Source organism: Novosphingobium sp. PhB165, from assembly GCF_004341845.1.
Taxonomy (GTDB): Bacteria; Pseudomonadota; Alphaproteobacteria; order Sphingomonadales; family Sphingomonadaceae; genus Novosphingobium.
In genome coordinates this window covers 267470-285398 of record NZ_SLVB01000005.1, presented here as the reverse complement: position 1 = coordinate 285398, position 17929 = coordinate 267470, and the positions used below count along the sequence as shown (strand labels likewise).

Below are 17929 nucleotides of genomic sequence, written 5' to 3'. Positions count from 1 at the left end.
TTTACTCCGCGACATCTGATAGGTTGAATCCCCTGACGACGCGGGCTTCTCCGCCCGAAAGCTCCATCAGCGCGACGGGAATGGTTCCCTCTCGCGCCCAGTAGAGCCCGTCTTCATGGGGCAGTTCGGTCAGAACGCGGCCCTGTCGGACCGCTCTTGCCTGCTCCGAACCGAGGTCGATGGCCGGGATGTCGTCCAGCCCCACCTCTAGTGGCAAGAGTATCTGTTCAAGCGGTGCGCCCTTGCCGATTTCGTTCAATTTGTCCAGCGAAATCGCCCGGGACAGGTCGAACGGACCGGCCTTGATACGGCGTAGCATGGTGACATGGCCCACCGTTCCGAGAGCAATCGCGATGTCGCGCGCGAGGCTGCGAATGTACGTTCCCTTGGAAACTTTTACCCGCAACGTAGCGTATTGCTCGCTCGCATCCCATTCGCCGACGAACCCCTCGGCGACGTACTCCCATTCGAAAATCGTCACCCTGCGGGACTTGAGCTGAACCTCTTCCCCAGCCCTCGCCAGGTCATAGGCCCGCTCGCCATCCACCTTGATCGCCGAGTACACCGGAGGGATCTGGTCAATTTCACCGGTGAAGCGCTCTTGCACGATCGATTCGACCGCGCCGAAGCCCGGCTGAAAGTCGCTCGTGGCTACTACCTCACCCTCAAGATCCAACGTATCGGTTTGTCGGCCAAACTGAATGGTGAACTCATAAATCTTGCTGGCATCGAGCATACGGCCGGCCAGCTTGGTCGCCTCGCCCAGCGCAACCGGTAACACACCGGTCGCCAACGGATCGAGCGTGCCGCCGTGGCCGACCTTAACCTTCTTGCCGTAGCCCGCCTCGCGCAAGTTGCGCTTCACGGCGGCGACGGCCTGCGTCGAGCCCAGCCCGAGCGGCTTGTCGAGGATGATCCAGCCATGAGGGGCGGGGCGGGTTGCGGGAGAGGAAGTCATGCCCTCCCCCAAGTCCCGCCGGGTCGGTTTGTCAACTTTGGTGCGGCTTTCGCGCCGTCAAATGCCGGCGACGGCGTGGGCCAGCGCGTAGTAATGGTCGGTCATCCAGATCACCGGCGGCAGGACGAGGTGACGGACCAGCGCCCACTGCGGGTAGAAGTAGGGCACCACGATCAGGAGCAGGATCAACAGCGGAAACCCGTAAGGCCGCAACCGCGCATAGCTCGCTGCCAAGCGATCCGGCAGCAGCCCCTCGACGATGTGCGAACCGTCGAACGGCGGGATCGGCAGCAGGTTGAACAGCGCCAGGAACACGTTGATCATGATGAAGTTGTTGAAATTCATCGCGATGAACTGGAGTGCCGCGCTCTCGGAAGACCCGGCCACGCGCACCAGAAGCCCCAGCAACACCGCGCCGATGGCCGCCAGCACAAGGTTGCTGCCCGGACCGGCTGCGGCCACCACCATCATCCCGCGCCGGGGATCGCGTAACCGCCAGCGGTTGACCGGCACCGGCTTGGCCCAGCCGAACACCGGCGCCCCCGCCAGTGCGAGCGAGCCCGGAAGCAGCACCGTGCCGATGGGATCGACATGCCGCAGCGGATTGAGCGAAAGCCGCCGCTGCTCCAGCGCGGTGGGATCGCCAAGCGCCAGCGCGGTCCAGCCATGGGCAACCTCGTGGAAGACGATCGCAAGGATAAGGGGAACGATGAGCGCCGCGGCTTGCAGCAGGGTATTGTCCATGCCGCCGATCTAGGGTGCCGGGGCGCTCATCGCAATGGGCCCTCGGACTTACTCCAGATAGAGCTTGCGAAGCTGGGCGATGTCTTCCTTGTGCAGGCCGATGCCCTGATCGAGGAAGGCGTCAACCGATCCCCACTTCGCCTCGATCGCCTGGAAGGCGGCGGCGATGAAGGGCACGCCGTCCGCGCCGGTCAGCGGAAACGGCTTCGCAAAGGCGGGTTCGCTCTGCATGGCCGCCCACATCGCCGCTGCCGGATGCTCCTTGACGGTCGCGTCCGAGATCGGCGGCATTTCCCAGTGAGGATTACGGGACTTCGTGGTCAGGACGTAATCGGCATAGATCTGGTCGCGCGGCACGCCCAGCGCGGAGAGCACCAGCGCGCTCACGATGCCGGTCCGGTCCTGCCCCGCCGTACAGTTCCAGACGAGCGGCCCCTGATGGTCCAGCATCGTGCGGAACACCATGCGGATCTGCGGCGTGATCATCTCCGGCATCGTGCGATAGGCCGCCATCAGGCCGACGCCGGGATTTTCCTTCATTTTCTGAAGCTGATCGGGGCCGATGTTGATCGCGTTCATCGAATAGCCCATCGCCTGATAGCGAATGCCGTCCAGACGCGTGGGCGCGAGCACGCGCTCGTCGTTCGAGCGAAGGTCGATGAGATTGACGATGCCAAGACCCTTGATCTCGCGCACGTCGTCATCGGTCAGCATAGCCTGACCGCCCGAGCGGTAAAGCATGCCCCAGCGGACATGCTTGCCGTCGGCACCCGTGTAGCCGCCGAGATCGCGGAAGTTGGTGCCCTGCTCCAGTTGCAGAACGCGCTCGGCGACATGGACTGTCTGGCCCGTGCGCGTGTCGCGAAGCAGGTAGATCGGCCGCTCGTGCTGGCCGGGGTGTGCCTCGAACCGGCCGCCCGCATCCTTGGATGCGAGCAGGCTGGCAGCGCTGTCCGGCGTGTCGAAGCCCTTCGCGGCCAAGACGTCGACGGGATCGCCGCCGTTCCAGCGCACCGCGACCGTATCGGGCGAAAGGCGCTCCACGACCGGAGCGTCGATCGTTGCGGCCAGCACCGGAGAGGCCGCCAGGCTGGTAGCAGCCGCCAGCGTCGCCAGAAGGATTGCACGTGTCATAGTCATGTTCCCCGTTTCAGAGCGCCATGGCGGGCCTGCCGCCACGATTACCGAACTCCTCTGGAACGGTTGTGTGTAGGGTTTATGACGCACACGATAGCTTAATCGTCATCGTTTCCACATTATGAAACGATTGTATTCACAGCCCAACACGCGCCTAGACCGGGTAGCCCAGCTCTTCCAGCGGCAGATCGCGCAGGGCCATGAGGCGCCGGTTGCTGTCCGGGTAGTGACCGGCAATGCGCTCACGCAGGCGCGGGGCTATGCGGGCGGGGCGCGCGTTGATCGCCGGCATGCGGCCGCACAGCCACTTGGCACCGTGGCGCAGTATCTGCCCGCCCGGCAGGTCGACGATGTGATCCTTGTTCACCACCGACTGCCGCGTGAAAAGGTTGACGCCGCGCATCACCGCCAGCCCGGCCGCCCCCAACGAGGTATTCGCACGCGATCCCTCCGGCGGCATGTCCTCGATAGACAGCCCCAGATCCTGCTGCATCCGTTCGATCAGGGCGTTGCGGTCGCACAGCCACTCGTAGGGATAAACGTGGACATGCTCGCGCCCGAACAGGTCGTCGTAATAGGCGACAAGGCGGTCGTACTCGAAATGCTCGAATTCGAAGACCGGCGCCTTCCACGGCCGCGTCAGCGCGCCGCGCACCATGCGCGCAGTCTCGAAATAGCGGCGCTGACCCCATGTCCCGCCGCCCGAGACATACTGCGCATAGCTTGCGCGGCAGATCTCGAACTGGTTGCGGATGAAGATCACGATATGCGCATCGGGCAGGACCGCCTTGATGCGCCGCGCCACTTCGGGCGCCACGAAACCGTGCAGGCCGCCGTTATGGATATAGCCGGAGAGGTTTTCCTCGCTCAGCAACACCGGCCGGTTGCGCCCGCGCAGTGAGAGTACCTCGCTGGCCTGCCGGGGGCAGAAGTGCATGCCGGCAGGCTTAAGAAAGGCCTCCTGAACGGCCTGTCGCGGAAGGAAATCGTGGCTGGTCGCATTGGGAAACAGCTGCTTCTGCAGCCATGTGGTGGCCGTCTTGTGATATCCCAGATGGACTATTGCATGCTGCATCAAGACCCGTCGCCTGCACCCGTTGTCGCACTCCGAACGAGAGAAAGAGACAATCGTTGCCTGCCGATTTCGCCCAGATTGCCACCGGGGGACAGGCCGCAGCGGGGAGTCGCCCGACTAACGGGACGGCTTGAGCCAGCAGCGCCGAGGCCGCCCTCGAATTCAGCGCTGAATTGAAGCCGTTTTCAGTGCGCGACCAAACGCGCTCAAAATCGAGGCCGAGCCACCGACCCAAACCTCTTCACCCCCTGTCAAAAGCTCGTCGCCCCCGCGAAGGCGGGGGCCCCGCTTCCTTTTGCCACGCCCGCCAAGAATAGCGGGATCCCCGCCTTCGCGGGGATGACGGGTTGGGTTGGGCGTCTTCTTCCGTTCTGAATTGGTCGTTCGCCTAGAGCCCCAGCGATTCCCCGAAATGACGGCGGCACAGCGCAACATAGCGATCGTTCCCACCAATCTCGGTCTGCGCGCCCTCGCGCACGCCCGCCCCGGAGGCATCAACCCGCAGGTTCATCGTCGCCTTGCGGCCGCAATGGCAGACCGCCTTCAACTCCACGAGGGAATCGGCAATCCCCAGCAGCACAGCGGAGCCTGGAAACAGTTCTCCGCGAAAATCGGTCCGCAGCCCGTAGCAGAGCACCGGGATGCCCGAACGGTCGGCAATCCGCGCGCATTGCCAGACCTGTTCGGGGGTGAGGAACTGCGCCTCGTCGATCAGCACGCAGGCCAGCGGCTCCACCGCGTGGACGGCGCCGACCCGTGCGGCCAGGTCGGTCTCGGGCGTGAAGCGGTGGGCGGCGGCATGGAGGCCGATGCGGCTTTCGATGGCGTGCTCGTCACCGCTTTCGCCGCTGCCGCGGTCGTCCAGCGCGGCCGTCCAGAGCATCGTGCGCATGCCGCGTTCGTGGTAATTGAAGTTCGCCTGAAGCAAGGTCGCCGACTTCCCGGCATTCATGCTGGCATAGTAAAAATAGAGTTTAGCCATCTAACTGGGGATAACATGCCCACTTGCCCTCCGCACGGGCATGAACTGCATTTGTCCCCGCTTGAATGGAAGCCAGCAAGGTTCTCTAAGACACTATGGCGACAACTCGAAGCTGACGGTGGCCGAGGCTGAGTTGGCCCTTGCTGGAGGTGGTGATGAGGAGATGGATCGCCGTCTTCGCGGTCTTCACGCTGACCGCGATCGTAGCTGCATATGTCGCGCTGTTCCCGCTCGCACCATTGGGTCCCCCCGCTGCGCGACCTGCTCTCGAAACGCTTGACCAGACCGCCGCACGCGCCTCCGCGCTGTCCGGGCGAGACGCCGCCGTGATCGCGCCGCTCGCGACCGGTATGGTGCTGGCGCTGCTGCTGGCCGTGGTAGGGCGTGGCAGCGGGCGCACAGCGCTGGTCCCGATGTCGGACGTCGAACCGTCGAGATCGCGGCAGGGGCGTCGGCGCAAGCTGGTCCATCCCGATCCCGAACTGGTCTGGCGGCCTGAACCCGATCCGGTCGAACCCGAAATGGACCGCGTGCCCGGCCTCCTGCGGGATGAGGGCTACGAAGAAGTAGCAGATATCGTCGGCGAGGCCATTCCGGCCGAGTCCGAATATCCCCCGGTGCCCGATCCCGAACCCGTGGCGGTGGAGCCGCGACGGGCCGGCACAGTTCCGGCGCTTTCGCTCACCCCCATCGTGCTCTCCCGCCGCCCCCGCGAACGCGACATCGACGAGCAGACATGGTTCGACAGTACCAGCTGGCTGGGCGGCCTGCCCCGGCTCGGCGCACTGTCATGGCCGCGCGACGAACACGGCGCCCTGCCCTTCGCCGCGCAGATAGACCTTGCCGAATTGGCCGCCGCCTGCCCCGAAAGCCCGCTGCCGTGCTCCGGAGCGCTGGCGTTTTTCCTAGGCACCGGCGCGGTGATCGAGGTGCCCAGCGGCGATCACGTCTTCACCGAACCTCCCGCCGATCTCCCGCCCGCTTTCGACGAGGGCGGCTATCCGCTCCCCGAGCATGTTTCGCGGCTGTCCCGGCCCTACTTCCCGTTCTGGCCCGTGGAGCCGATGGTCGCGGAACGGCCTGCCGGTGTGCTGGCTCCGGTCGGCGGTGACTTGGCGGACGAGGACTACGAGCACCCGGTCGCGGAAGAGCTTGCGGGAGATGCAGGCGAAACCGCCTGGCTCACCGCCCGCGTGGCAACGCGCGAGAGCGCCTATACGGTGCGCGAACCGGTGCAGCGGCTGTGGTGGCACGGCGTCATGTATCTGGCCGACTGCCTGCACGCCGCCATGGATGGCGCCGCGCGGGAAATGGCAATGGAGCAGGAGCGCCTGACCCACGCCGAGGCCCGTCTCGCCACCCTGCAAGCAACGCCGACAGCCGCGCGCGGCGATCTCGACGAAGCGCGCGCCGCACTCGCTGCGAGCGAAGCGGAGCTACCCGCGCTTCAGGCCGAGCGTGCCAGCCTCGCGCGGATGATCGCCGCCATGGATGGCTTCATCGCCGGACGCGATGCGTGGAGCCCGCTCGATCCCGACGAGATGGATGTGATCGAGGAAGTGCTCGCGCAGGTCCATCACGACTGCGCGCGATTGGTGCGCTTCTGCGTGCCCCAGACGCTGGGTGATCTGGCGACGGTCTCGCTGCGCGCCATGGTCACCGGCGATGATGGCGCCTTTGCCCAAGTGCCCGACGAGGAACTGGCGCGGATCAATTCCGGCCATCTGCTGGCGATCCGCCACCAGCACCAGTTGTTCGGCGCCGGTGTAGCGGGCTCGCTGGTCCACCCCGGTCAGGTGCTGCTGCTTCAGCTCGGCTGCGACGATATGATCGAGTGGAACTGGGGAGATACGGGGCTGTTCCAGTTCTGGATCACGCCCGAGGACCTCGCCGCCGCGCGCTGGGACCGCGTCACGCTGACATTCGCGCCGGGCTGACCCGGCGCAGGAGTATTGGGGGACGGAGGGCCCAGACGGCCCTCCCGCGCCTCACTCTTCCTCGTCGATCGGATCGCTTCCGGCCGCATCGAGATCGCGCTTCACGCGCGGATCGCTGAGCAACGCATCGATGCGGCTCGCTTCCTCGAACGTCTCATCCTGACGGAAGCGGATCTTGGCCGCCGACCGCAGCTTCAGCCGCTGGGCGACTTCGCGCTGGAAGAAGGCGGTGTTGGTACGCAGCGCCTTGAGCACTTCTTCCTCGTCCACACCGAGCAGCGGCTTCACGAAAACGGTCGCCTGCCGCAGATCGGGTGTCATCCGCACTTCGGTAACGGAAACGAGATGCCCGCTCAGCGTCTGGTCGTGGACCTGCTGGCGCGAGAGAATCTCGGAAATGATGTGACGCACTTGCTCACCCACCTTGAGAAGGCGGACGGAGTGCTGTTCGGGCGTGATCTGCTGGCGGGCCATGGAAGTCTCCATGTGGGCGGCCGGCGACAATTTGCAACAATTGTTTCTGACACCATTCGCCGTTCCTGTGGTTAAGACACCGTCCCCCCACGCTTCAAGGAGCTGACAAAATGCGAAAGTTCACCGCCACCCTGCTCGTCGCCGCGCTTGCGATGCCCGGCCTCGCAGCACCCGCGATGGCGGCGCCCGACTATCATGGCCAGCAGGGCCATGGTCCGCAGGGCCACTCCGAGCCCCACAAGCAGGCCCCCGCGCCGCACCGTTTCCAGAAGGGCGAGCGGTTCGACCGCAATCGTGCGACCAACTACCAGGTCGTCGACTATCGCCACTACCACAACGTGAAGGCCCCGCCGAAGGGCTACCACTACGTCCGTTCGGGCAATGACATGCTGCTCGTGGGCATCACCAGCGGAGTCATTGCCGCTGTGACCATGAACATGTTCCACTGATCTCCGATCACGGAACCGAATAGGAAGGGCGGTGCGCATCTGGCGCGCCGCCCTTTTTCATGCCCGGCGCGGATGCGCCGGAGGCTCACATCTTGGCCACGATACGCGCCAGCGAGCGGACATTGCGGGCAGTGCCCCGGCAGCCCAGCTTGCGCTCGATGAAGGCCGAGGTCAGCCGGCTCTCGGCCACTCCGTGGACGAAATCGACGTAGAGGCTGCGCGGCCCCAATGCGAGCGTCTCATCCCCGCGCCCGGCGTAATCGGCCACCAGCTTGTCGAACTGCGCCTGGGTGGGCTGACGTTCGAGCAGGAAGGTATGGACGAACTTGTCCTCGCTCCCGCCGACGAAGGGATTTTGCTCGACTGCCGCCAACACTTCGGCGCGATTGCGGACGGCGGCGAAGGTCTGCATGTCGAAGCGTTCGCGCATCACGTATTCGAACAGCTCTTCCAAGCCTTCGGTCGGGCGGTCGTCGTAGTCGAACAGGACATTGCCGCTGGCGATGACGGTTTCGACATTGGCGATATCCTCGCGCTCAAGCGCATAGCGCAAGTCGGCCATGGTCAGGCGGTTTCCGCCGACATTGATCGAGGCGAAGAAGGCACAGTAACGGGTCATCGGTCCACCATCATAACCAGAGGTTCCGGCACTTAATCCGGCTGCCGGAAGATACAAACTGCTGCGGGTCCGGGAAGCCCCAACGGCGGACGGCCACCGCCGGGCTGTTCGCCCGACGATGGCCGTCTGTTCGCGCTGAGCTTTCGCCCGCGTGAGACCGGCAGGCCTTAGCCGACCGTACGCTCGCGGTGGCTGACCTCGAAGACTTCGAGGTGGTCGCCCGGCTTGATGTCGTTGGTATCCGCCAGCACGACACCGCATTCCAGACCGGCGCGCACTTCGTCCACGTCGTCCTTGAAGCGGCGCAGCGAGGAGATCGTCGTTGCCGAAACGATGACGTCGTTGCGGGTAAGACGGGCGCTGAGACCCTTGCGGATGAAGCCTTCGACCACCAGCAGACCAGCGGCCTTGTCGCGCTTGCCGGCCGGGAAGACCTGCTTGACTTCGGCGCGGCCGACGACGGTTTCGATGCGTTCCGGACCCCAGATGCCGGCCATCTGCTTCGCGACCTCTGCGGTCAGCTCGTAGATGACGTCGTAGTACATCATCGGCGTCTTGGTCTTCTCGATCTGCTCGCGCGACTTGGCGTTCGGGCGGACGTTGAAGCCGACGATCGGCGCACCCGAGGCCGAAGCCAGGGCCACGTCGGTCTCGGTGATGGCACCGACGCCCGAGTGCAGGATGCGGACCTTGATCTCGTCGTTCGACAGGGCGTGAAGCGCCGAGTTGATCGCTTCGACCGAACCCTGCACGTCTGCCTTGACCACCACCGGATACTCGATGACGTTCTGCTTGGCAGCAAGCGCCGAGAACATCGTGTCGATGCTGGCGGGCGCTGTCGCGGTGCGCTTGGCAGTCGCTTGTTCCTGACGGTAGGCCGAGACTTCGCGGGCACGCTGCTCGCTTTCGACCACGGTCAGCTTGTCACCGGCCATCGGCACGCCGCCGATACCGAGGACTTCGACCGGCATCGAAGGCGGTGCGGCCTTCACCTGGCGGCCCTTGTCGTCGAGCATGGCGCGCACGCGGCCGCTCTCGGTACCGACGACGAGGATGTCGCCGACCTTCAGGGTACCACGGTTGACCAGCACGGTCGCGAGCGGACCCTTGCCCTTGTCGAGCTTGGCTTCGATCACGGTCGCCTCGGCCTCACGGTCCGGGTTAGCCTTCAGTTCCATCAGTTCGGCCTGAAGCAGGATCTTCTCGATCAGCTCGTCGAGACCGGCGCCGGACTTGGCCGAGACTTCCACGTCCTGCACTTCACCCGACATCGCCTCGACGACGATCTCGTGCTCAAGCAGACGTTCGCGGACGCGCTGCGGGTTGGCCTCGTGCTTGTCCATCTTGTTGATGGCCACGATCATCGGCACGCCGGCGGCGCGGGTGTGATTGATGGCCTCGATCGTCTGCGGCATGATGCCGTCGTCGGCAGCGACCACCAGGATCACGATGTCGGTCACGTTGGCACCGCGCATACGCATCTGCGTGAAGGCGGCGTGGCCCGGCGTGTCGAGGAAGGTGATCAGCTCACCGCCCTTGGTCTTGATCTGGTAGGCGCCCATGTGCTGGGTGATGCCGCCGGCTTCGCCCTTCACCACGTCGGTACCGCGCAGGGCATCGAGCAGCGAGGTCTTGCCGTGGTCGACGTGGCCCATGATCGCGACGACCGGCGGACGCGGCTTCAGCGTCTCGGTCGCATCGACGTCGGTCGAGCTGTCGATGTCGACATCGCTTTCCGACACGCGCTGGATGTTGTGGCCGAATTCGGTCACGAGCAGTTCAGCGGTGTCCTGATCGATCGTCTGGTTGACGGTGACCATCATGCCCATCTTGAAGAGCGACTTGACGAGGTCGGCGCCCTTCTCGGCCATGCGGTTCGCCAGTTCCTGAACGGTGATCGCCTCGGGGACGACCACGTCGCGGACCTGCTTCTCGCGCTGCTGGTTGTAGCCCGAGAAGTGCGCACGGCGCTCCTTCTCACGGGCACGCTTCAGCGCGGCGAGCGAACGGGCGCGGGCGCCCTCGTCGTCGTTCAGAGCGCGGTTGACGGTCAGCTTGCCCGACTGGCGGCGATCGCCACCCTTGCGGTCACGCTCGGGCGTGCTGCGCGGCGGCGGCGGAGCGCCCTTCTTGGGTGCGGCCGGACCACGGGGAGCAGCGCTGCCCGCGTTCGCGGTTGCGGCAGGTGCCGAAGCCGTAGCCTGCGCGGCGGGCGCGGGAGCAGCAGCCGGAGCGGCAGCAGCGGGCTCGGCAGCAGCCGGAGCAGGCTCGGGACGACGCACCGGCTCGGGGCGCTTCACCGGGGTGAAACGACGCGGCGCGGGAGCCGGAGCGGGCGTTGCAGCAACAGGCGCGGCAGGCTGCGGAGCAGCCTTGGCTTCGACAGGCGCTTCAGCGGAAACCTCGGCAGGTGTTTCAACCGGAGCAGCGGCTTCGGCAGCCGGAGCGGCGACTGCTTCAGGCGCAGCCGATTCGGCAGCAACGGCTTCCGGGGCAGCAGGCTCGGCGGCCTGTTCGGTCTCCACCGGTGCGGCAGCCTCGCTCTGGGCGGCGCGGGCGGCTTCCTCTTCGGCGCGGCGGTTATCTTCCGCGCGGCGCTTTTCATCCTCAAGCGCGCGCAGCTTCTCTTCCTGCTCGCGGCGATTGGCTTCTTCGAGCGCGGCAAAGCGATCGGCCTCAGCCTCGCGCTGGAGGCGGGCAACGCGCTCCTGCGGGGTCTCGCCCGGAATGATCGTGGGACGCGGGGCCGGCGGCGGCGTCGGCGCGGGGCGCTGCTGCACGGGCGCGGCGGCCTGCGGCGCAGGCGCCGGAGCGGCCTCTACTGCGCCTTCGGACCCGGGCTTGCCGATCAGCTTCTTACGCTTCACCTCGACCACCACCTTGTTGGTGCGGCCGTGGCTGAAGGTCTGCTTGACCTCACCCGCTTCCACCGAGCGCTTAAGCCCAAGCGGCTTGCGGCCCAGGGTCGGTTTGTTGTCGGTCTCGCTCATATCTCTCGTCTTGCCCTTCGGTCTCAATTCGTCGTCGCGGATGCAGCAGCCTGTGCCGTATCCGTGCCACTAGCCATATCGCCCCCGTGCTCATCGGCGGTTTCGCCGGCACGGGGCTGCCCCTGGAAATGCAGGAGGCGCTGCAACTGCGCCGCGACTCGGTTGGCCGAGCCGCGATCGTTGAGCGCCAGGTGAACGACGTTGTCGCGGCCCAATGCCACAGACAGCGTCTCCCGGTCCAGTGGCAAGCGTGTGCCCTTGAGACCGCTTCCTTCCGCCTCGCTCCCGACTCTCCAGGCCTGGTCGAGCTTTCGCGAGCCATCTTCGCTCGCATCGGCGGCATGGGCGAGCCACTCCACCCGGCCCTCACGCGCGTTCTGCGCGATACGGTCCGAGCCCATGAGCAACTTGCCCGATTTCAGTTCGAGGCCCAGCCGGTCGGTCAGTGCGCGGATCAGCGCCTGTTCGATCCTGTCTGCCAGGTCTTCGGGGATGGTGAGTTGGGCGCCTTTATAGGCGCGCGCCATCGCTCCCTTTAGTTTGCCCTTCTTGAGGGCATTTTCAAGGGTCTCGCGCGAAACGCCAAGCCACGCGCCGCGCCCCGGGGCACGCGCGTGGACGTCGGGAAGCACCAGTCCGTCAGGCGAAATCGCCAGACGGACGAACGCTTCACGCGCACCGGTCTGGCCGGAGAGGATGCAAGTCCTCTCCGGGCCGGAACCGTCGATGTCGGAGCTTACGCGCTCATTGCGAGGATTCCGCATCGGCGGCCTCCTCGGTAGCCGGTTCGTCTTCGAACCAGTGGGCACGGGCAGCCATGATGATCTCGTTGCCCTGTTCTTCGTTCAGGCCGTACTCGCCGAGCACGCCGCCCTTGTCTTCGTCGCGGGCGCGCTTGTTCACGGAACCGTCGCGACGACGCTGTTCGGTGCGCTTCTTGGCGATCAGCTCGTCGGTGGCGAGATCCGCCAGATCGTCGAGCGTCTTGATCCCGGCCTTGCCGAGAACCACCAGCATCGCCTCGGTGAGGTACGGCAGTTCGGCCAGCGCGTCTTCGACGCCCAGACCGCGACGTTCCTCACGGCTCGCTTCTTCGCGGCGCTCAAGTGCTTCCTGCGCGCGGCTCTGAAGTTCCTCGGCGAGTTCTTCGTCGAAGCCTTCGATTCCGGCCAGTTCGGCAACCTCGATATAGGCCACTTCTTCCAGCTCGCTGAAGCCTTCGGCCACCAGCAGCTGCGAAAGGGTTTCGTCGACGTCGAGCTCTTCCTCGAACATCTTCGAGCGCTCGGTGAATTCCTTCTGGCGCTTCTCCGAAGCCTCCGCCTCGGTCATGATGTCGATCTGCGAGCCGGTCAGCTGCGAGGCCAGACGCACGTTCTGACCGCGGCGGCCGATTGCCAGCGAGAGCTGGTCATCGGGCACGACGACTTCGATGCGGCTTTCTTCCTCGTCGATGACGACGCGGCTGACAGTCGCGGGCTGAAGCGCGTTGACCACGAAGGTCGCGGTGTCTTCGCTCCAGGGGATGATGTCGATCTTCTCGCCCTGCAGTTCCTGCACGACGGCCTGCACGCGGCTGCCCTTCATGCCGACGCAGGCGCCGACCGGGTCGATCGAGTGATCGTGGCTGATCACGCCGATCTTGGCGCGCGAGCCCGGGTCGCGGGCAGCGGCCTTGATCTCGATGATGTTGTCGTAGATCTCGGGCACTTCCTGCGCGAAGAGCTTCTTCATGAAGTCCGGGTGCGCACGGCTGAGGAAGATCTGCGGACCGCGGTTCTGACGCTCGACGCGCATCACCAGCGCGCGGACGCGCTCGCCGACGCGGGCGGCTTCGCGCGGGATCTGCTGATCGCGGCGGATCACGCCCTCGGCGCGGCCGAGGTTCACGATCACGTGGCCGAATTCGACCGACTTGATCACGCCGGTGATGATCTCACCCACGCGGTCCTTGAATTCTTCGTACTGACGGTCACGCTCGGCATCGCGGACCTTCTGGAAGATCACCTGCTTGGCCGACTGCGCGTCGATACGGCCGAGGTCCACCGGCGGCAGCGGATCGACGATGAAGTCGCCGAGCTGCGCGCCCTTCTGGAGCTTTTCGGCCTGCTTGAGGTCAACCTGCTTGAAGTAGTCCTCGACGTGCTCGACCACCTCGACGACGCGCCACAGGCGCAGGTCGCCGGTCCGCGGATCGAGCTTGGCGCGAATGTCGTTCTCGGCGCCGTAACGGTTACGGGCCGACTTCTGGATAGCTTCCTCCATCGCCTCGATGACGATCGACTTGTCGATCATCTTCTCCGAAGCGACGGAATTCGCGATTGCAAGCAGCTCGGCGCGGTTGGCGGAAATCGCACTGGCCATTGGCTTAGTCTTCCTGTTCCTCGACGATCTCGTCGGCCCCGCTGACATCCAGCGGGCGGGTTGCGGCGATCAGCTTGTCCGTGAGGACCAGCCTTGCGGAATGAATATCGCCGAGCGGGAAAGTCACCCGGCCAGACTTGCGCTCGTCGAGCGTCACGACATCGCCTTCGATCCCGACCAGATCGCCTTGCAGCGTCTTGCGGTTACCTTCGATGGCAACGGTGAGAGTGATCTTGGCTTCCTGCCCTGCCCAATTGGCAAAGTCCTTCGGGCGGGTCAGCGGACGGTCGATACCGGGCGAGCTGACTTCGAGGCGGTAAGCCTCCTCGATCAGCACTTCACCGGCCTCCTCAAGCGCGTCCATACGGTCGGAAATGCGGTGGGACAGCTTCACGCAGTCCTCGATCACGAGCTGGCCGGTTTCCGGATTCTCAGCCATGATCTGGAGCGCGATTTCATCGTCACCCACTTCGCTCTTGCCGAAGATCCGCACGCGCACGAGATCGAAGCCGAGAGCGGTAACTTCCGGTTCGATGACTTCAGTAATGCGCGCGATGTCGGCCAAGCCGTGTTCTCCGGATCGATTCGTTGAGTCTGCAAACTGGACATTCGGTACAACGCGGTTTCGCGCCGGCCCCTTCCGGCGCCAGCCCGAACCTTGTTTCACCAATGTCGGGATGAGGCGCAGATAATCCCATTGCCGCAAAAAGGCAAGGCCGGAAAACGCCGCCGACACGCTCTCTATACAGCCCCGCAATCTTCGCGACAGAGCTCGTTTGAAAATACTCCGAGGCGCATTTTGAATGCGGCACCGGCCCGCTCCGGGGCCCGGAATTTCGGAAAAAAGAGCAGGCCGGGCGGATGTTGTGGGTGGGGGGTGGGGCCCGCCCGGCCTGCGTCCGGCGACGGAGGGATTGTCGCCGAACCTTGTCGTCGGTCATCGGGTGGGCCGTTGGGACGGACAGATCGGGAGTGGATCAGGCCGATTGCGCCTGCGCCGTCCCCACGATCAGTCCAGCCTGGCGCATGCTTGCAACGCAGCGCCCGCCAATCACCAGATGGTCGAACAATTCCAGATCCACAGCCCGGCACACCGCCGCCAACTGGCGCGTCGCGGCAACATCGGCACGGCTTGGCCGATGACTGCCCGAGGGGTGGTTATGCGCAAGCACGATACCCGCCGCGTCACGCTCCAGCGCGCGATGGACAAGCATCCGATAACTGCCGCTGATCGAGTCGACACCTCCGGCGATGCACAAGGCCTCACCGACCAGCCGCCCCTCGCGGTCGTATGGCAATTCCACCAGTATCTCCCGGCCCAGGCAGCCGAGCTGGATCACCAGTGTTTCGAGTAACTGGCGCGATAGGGGTCTGACCCGGCAGTATCCGGGGACCAGTCCTGCCAGGAGCGATCGCTGCCATCGCGACGCAGGCGCCGCAGGTGCAGTATCGTCCCGAAGATCAACGCCAGCAACGCGAAGGCCGTCGGCGTCCCACGCATCACCGCATAGACCAGGGGCGGAATGCCCAGGTCCGCCCACCGCGCGAAGTGCGCGCTCAGGCTCAGCAGTTGCAGGGAGGTAGCCCATAGCGGCCAAATCCTCAGTGCCTGGATGGCAAGCCAGCCGAAGCCGACAGTGCCCACCAGATCGGTCAGCAGGGAGAACGGATCGACTCGCCGGAACCCGCTGGGGAGGACGACCTCCGCCAGGGCTTCAATGCCGACCATGGCGAGGATCACGACGGCGCCCCATCTCTCGGGGGCACCACCCTTCCACAACGCCAGCCCGACCGAGCCGATAAGGAGCAGGAAAAACACCACCTGTTCGGTATTGATCACGCCTGCCCCTCCTCCGGGCTCAAGCGGCGATTGCCGCCTCCATCGTCGCGGGCTCATCCGCGACACGTGCCTGATCGGGGCAACGGATCGGAATGTCCATGGTCTCTGCAACCTTGGTCAGGTCACGGTGTGCCTTCACGAGTTCGAGACGCGCGTCCATCAGGCTCTTCTGCATGCTGGCAACGCGGGCCATCGGCTGGTGAACCAGACGGGCGGCTTCCTCGGTGGCAACGCGGGCGCGGGCGATCTCGGCCAGCAGTTCACCTGCCTTGGCGAGCAGCTCGTCCATGTCGTCTTCTACCGAACGGATGCTGCGGGTAATGCGCAGGCTGGCAATTTCCGGTGTCATCGCTTCGATTCCTCGATGGCGCTCATGCGCCGAGTAAAGACCGAAGGCTTTGCGGGAAGATCCGCCAGACCGGCGCGCCGCTAGATCAGGCGTCCCAGTGTGGCCGCGATGGACAGTGCTGCAGCAAGTGTCAGCGCCATCATCAAGGCCAGGACGATCACAGCGGCAAGGCGCCCGGCACGGCCGAACCTTGCATCAAAAGCCTCCAGGCCCGCCAACCCCGATGGCTGCATCCCCGTCCAGTCCGGATGCCGCGTCAGAGGGCGGGCATCTGAAAGAACGAAGACCGGATCGACCGGCAGGTCCTGATCCGTCTCATCCGCTTGCTCGTCCCCGTCGTCGACACGGGAAAACTCATATGGGGGTTTGCCACATAGCTCCACCAGCCGGCCGTAGAGGCGGGCGGTGTCCTTGCGGTTGATCGTGCCCCATTTGTCGCGGACGGCGGTGATGCGCTGGTCCACGGTATTGGGAGCGATCGTCAGCTCGCGCGCGATTTCCTTGGTCGTGCGGTGCAGCACCAGACGGTCGAGAACCTCGACCTGCTTGCCAGTCAGGCTGTCGAGCATGGCCCTGGCCTGCGCAATGTCGGTCACGTCGTACACGCCGGCCCTCAAAACAACACCTCGCACGGACTATAACAGAGCGCGCCGCTTAGCGAGCAGCCCCTTAAGCAAAATTTCCTACAGAATTGAAGCTAGGCACGTGATTCTGTCGACAATCACGGCATTTGCGGGCCCGCATTTTCGGGACGATACTTTCCGCCACCCCGAAAAGGTTGATCGAGCAATCGATTGTACACCCGATTCGCATCACACCCGCTCGCGAATCGAAGGCTCGGCCGAGAGCCGGTGCCGCTTCATCGCGTGACGAAGCTGATCGTAGCTGAGGCCGAGCGCGGCGGCGACACGGCGCTGATTCCAGCGATGCGCTTCCAGCGCCTCCACCAGCAGCCGGCGCTCGAATCCATCGACCGCCGCGCGCAGGCTGCCGCCGCCAAGGGCATCCTTCAGATCCTCGCGCGGCGGAGTAGTCGGGGCTGCCGGACGTTCCACCGGAGTCGCCGTCGTGGAAACAGTCACGGCACGTGCCTCGATTCGCCGCCAGGGATAGTCGAAGGGATCGAAGACGATTCGCCCGATCGCCTCGCCGCCGAAGCCCCAGCGATAGACCGCCCGCTCGACGACATTGCGCAACTCGCGCACATTACCCGGCCAGTCATAGGCCTCAAGCGTCGCCATCGCCTCGGGCGAGAAGCCCGGCCAACCCTCCCACTCCAGTTCCGACGCCATGCGCCGCCCGTAATAGTCGGCCAGTTCGTGGACATCGCCTTCGCGCGCGCGCAGCGGCGGCAGGTTGATGACCTCGAAACTCAGCCGGTCGAGCAAGTCGGCCCGAAAAGTGCCCTCGTCCACCATGCGGGGCAGGTCGGCATTGGTGGCGCCGACGATCCGCACATCGACCTGCACCGGGCGCGAGGCACCGATTCGCGACACCTCGCCATATTCGATCGCGCGCAGCAGCCGCTCCTGCGCCGCCATCGACAGCGTGCCCAGCTCGTCGAGGAACAGCGTCCCGCGATCCGCCTCCTCGAAGCGCCCTGCCCGCGCCCGCACCGCGCCGGTGAAGGCCCCCGCCTCGTGCCCGAACAGTTCGGCCTCGATCAATGTCTCAGGCAGCGCCGCGCAGTTGAGCGTGATCAGCGGCTCCCCCCAGCGCGGTGAGAGGTGATGAAGCCGCTGGGCGATCAGTTCCTTGCCGGTCCCCCGCTCGCCGATCACCAGCACCGGACGGCGCACCGCAGCGGCGCGACTGGCCCGCTCGACCGCGTCGAGAAAAGCAGTGGATTGACCGATGAACTGGACTTCGCGCTCCATTCCCAACTTTTAGCGAATTTCACCATTCATTGGCAATTCATATTTCGAGCCCTGCCGACGCAACACGCTGGAATCGAGGGATTCCGCCACTCACGCAATTTGGCACGCCCTTTGCGATAAGGCCCGCAACCCCC

At 65.1% G+C, this 17929-nt stretch carries 18 protein-coding genes; 2 read left to right on the top strand and 16 right to left on the bottom strand.

Going from position 1 to position 17929, the window contains the following annotated elements; genetic code table 11:
• Nucleotide 1 precedes the first annotated feature (1 nt).
• The 5 genes from truB to EDF56_RS15790 form a co-directional block, all read right to left on the bottom strand.
• The gene (gene truB, locus EDF56_RS15810) at nt 2-958 is read right to left on the bottom strand and encodes a tRNA pseudouridine(55) synthase TruB (RefSeq protein WP_132389101.1); all 957 of its coding nucleotides are present in this window, start codon (nt 956-958) and stop codon (nt 2-4) included.
• Nucleotides 959-1015: 57 nt separating this feature from the next.
• Nucleotides 1016-1702 carry a site-2 protease family protein gene (locus EDF56_RS15805; protein ID WP_132389099.1) on the bottom strand — a complete coding sequence of 229 codons (687 nt, stop codon included), beginning with the start codon at nt 1700-1702 and terminating at the stop codon, nt 1016-1018.
• A 48-nt stretch (nt 1703-1750) separates the two neighbouring features.
• Complete coding sequence (locus EDF56_RS15800) at nt 1751-2836, bottom strand: tyrosine-protein phosphatase (RefSeq protein WP_132389097.1); 1086 nt, start codon at nt 2834-2836, stop codon at nt 1751-1753.
• Nucleotides 2837-2993: 157 nt separating this feature from the next.
• On the bottom strand, nt 2994-3914 hold the full coding sequence (locus tag EDF56_RS15795) for a hypothetical protein (protein ID WP_132389095.1): 921 nt from the start codon (nt 3912-3914) through the stop codon (nt 2994-2996).
• 388 nt (nt 3915-4302) lie between these two features.
• Nucleotides 4303-4896: a thymidine kinase gene (locus EDF56_RS15790; protein WP_132389093.1), complete on the bottom strand. Its 594-nt coding sequence runs from the start codon at nt 4894-4896 to the stop codon at nt 4303-4305.
• 155 nt (nt 4897-5051) lie between these two features.
• Here EDF56_RS15790 and EDF56_RS15785 point away from each other — a divergent pair, with 155 nt between their 5' ends.
• Complete coding sequence (locus EDF56_RS15785) at nt 5052-6833, top strand: DUF1963 domain-containing protein (RefSeq protein ID WP_132389091.1); 1782 nt, start codon at nt 5052-5054, stop codon at nt 6831-6833.
• Nucleotides 6834-6884: 51 nt separating this feature from the next.
• Here the strand turns inward: EDF56_RS15785 and rbfA are convergent, their stop codons facing one another.
• Nucleotides 6885-7307, bottom strand: a complete 423-nt coding sequence (gene rbfA / locus EDF56_RS15780; RefSeq protein WP_132389089.1) for a 30S ribosome-binding factor RbfA — start codon at nt 7305-7307, stop codon at nt 6885-6887.
• 110 nt (nt 7308-7417) lie between these two features.
• On the opposite strand from rbfA, the gene EDF56_RS15775 reads away from it, so the two are divergent.
• The gene (locus EDF56_RS15775; RefSeq protein ID WP_132389087.1) at nt 7418-7756 is read left to right on the top strand and encodes an RcnB family protein; all 339 of its coding nucleotides are present in this window, start codon (nt 7418-7420) and stop codon (nt 7754-7756) included.
• 85 nt (nt 7757-7841) lie between these two features.
• Here EDF56_RS15775 and EDF56_RS15770 read toward each other — a convergent pair whose 3' ends face one another.
• From EDF56_RS15770 to pspF, 10 genes are all read right to left on the bottom strand, one after another.
• Nucleotides 7842-8375 (bottom strand): DUF1697 domain-containing protein, encoded by a 534-nt coding sequence (locus tag EDF56_RS15770; RefSeq protein ID WP_132389085.1) that lies wholly within the window; start codon nt 8373-8375, stop codon nt 7842-7844.
• Between the two features lie 167 nt (nt 8376-8542).
• Nucleotides 8543-11365, bottom strand: a complete 2823-nt coding sequence (infB, locus tag EDF56_RS15765; protein ID WP_132389083.1) for a translation initiation factor IF-2 — start codon at nt 11363-11365, stop codon at nt 8543-8545.
• Nucleotides 11366-11388: 23 nt separating this feature from the next.
• The gene (locus tag EDF56_RS15760) at nt 11389-12129 is read right to left on the bottom strand and encodes a DUF448 domain-containing protein (RefSeq protein WP_132389081.1); all 741 of its coding nucleotides are present in this window, start codon (nt 12127-12129) and stop codon (nt 11389-11391) included.
• Nucleotides 12110-13729 (bottom strand): transcription termination factor NusA, encoded by a 1620-nt coding sequence (gene nusA / locus EDF56_RS15755; protein WP_132389079.1) that lies wholly within the window; start codon nt 13727-13729, stop codon nt 12110-12112. Before nusA ends, EDF56_RS15760 begins: the two co-directional genes overlap by 20 nt.
• A gap of 4 nt (nt 13730-13733) precedes the next feature.
• A complete protein-coding gene (gene rimP / locus EDF56_RS15750; protein ID WP_132389077.1) occupies nt 13734-14294 on the bottom strand; it encodes a ribosome maturation protein RimP in 561 nt (186 codons plus the stop codon).
• 412 nt (nt 14295-14706) lie between these two features.
• Nucleotides 14707-15069: a JAB domain-containing protein gene (locus EDF56_RS26430; RefSeq protein WP_243652630.1), complete on the bottom strand. Its 363-nt coding sequence runs from the start codon at nt 15067-15069 to the stop codon at nt 14707-14709.
• Nucleotides 15066-15569, bottom strand: coding sequence for a hypothetical protein (locus EDF56_RS26425; protein WP_165912211.1), 504 nt, complete (start codon nt 15567-15569; stop codon nt 15066-15068). Before EDF56_RS26425 ends, EDF56_RS26430 begins: the two co-directional genes overlap by 4 nt.
• Before the next feature lie 19 nt (nt 15570-15588).
• Complete coding sequence (locus EDF56_RS15740) at nt 15589-15918, bottom strand: hypothetical protein (protein ID WP_165912210.1); 330 nt, start codon at nt 15916-15918, stop codon at nt 15589-15591.
• 80 nt (nt 15919-15998) lie between these two features.
• Nucleotides 15999-16523 (bottom strand): LuxR C-terminal-related transcriptional regulator, encoded by a 525-nt coding sequence (locus EDF56_RS15735; protein WP_243652629.1) that lies wholly within the window; start codon nt 16521-16523, stop codon nt 15999-16001.
• Between the two features lie 207 nt (nt 16524-16730).
• On the bottom strand, nt 16731-17795 hold the full coding sequence (gene pspF, locus EDF56_RS15730; protein ID WP_132389073.1) for a phage shock protein operon transcriptional activator: 1065 nt from the start codon (nt 17793-17795) through the stop codon (nt 16731-16733).
• Nucleotides 17796-17929 lie beyond the last annotated feature (134 nt).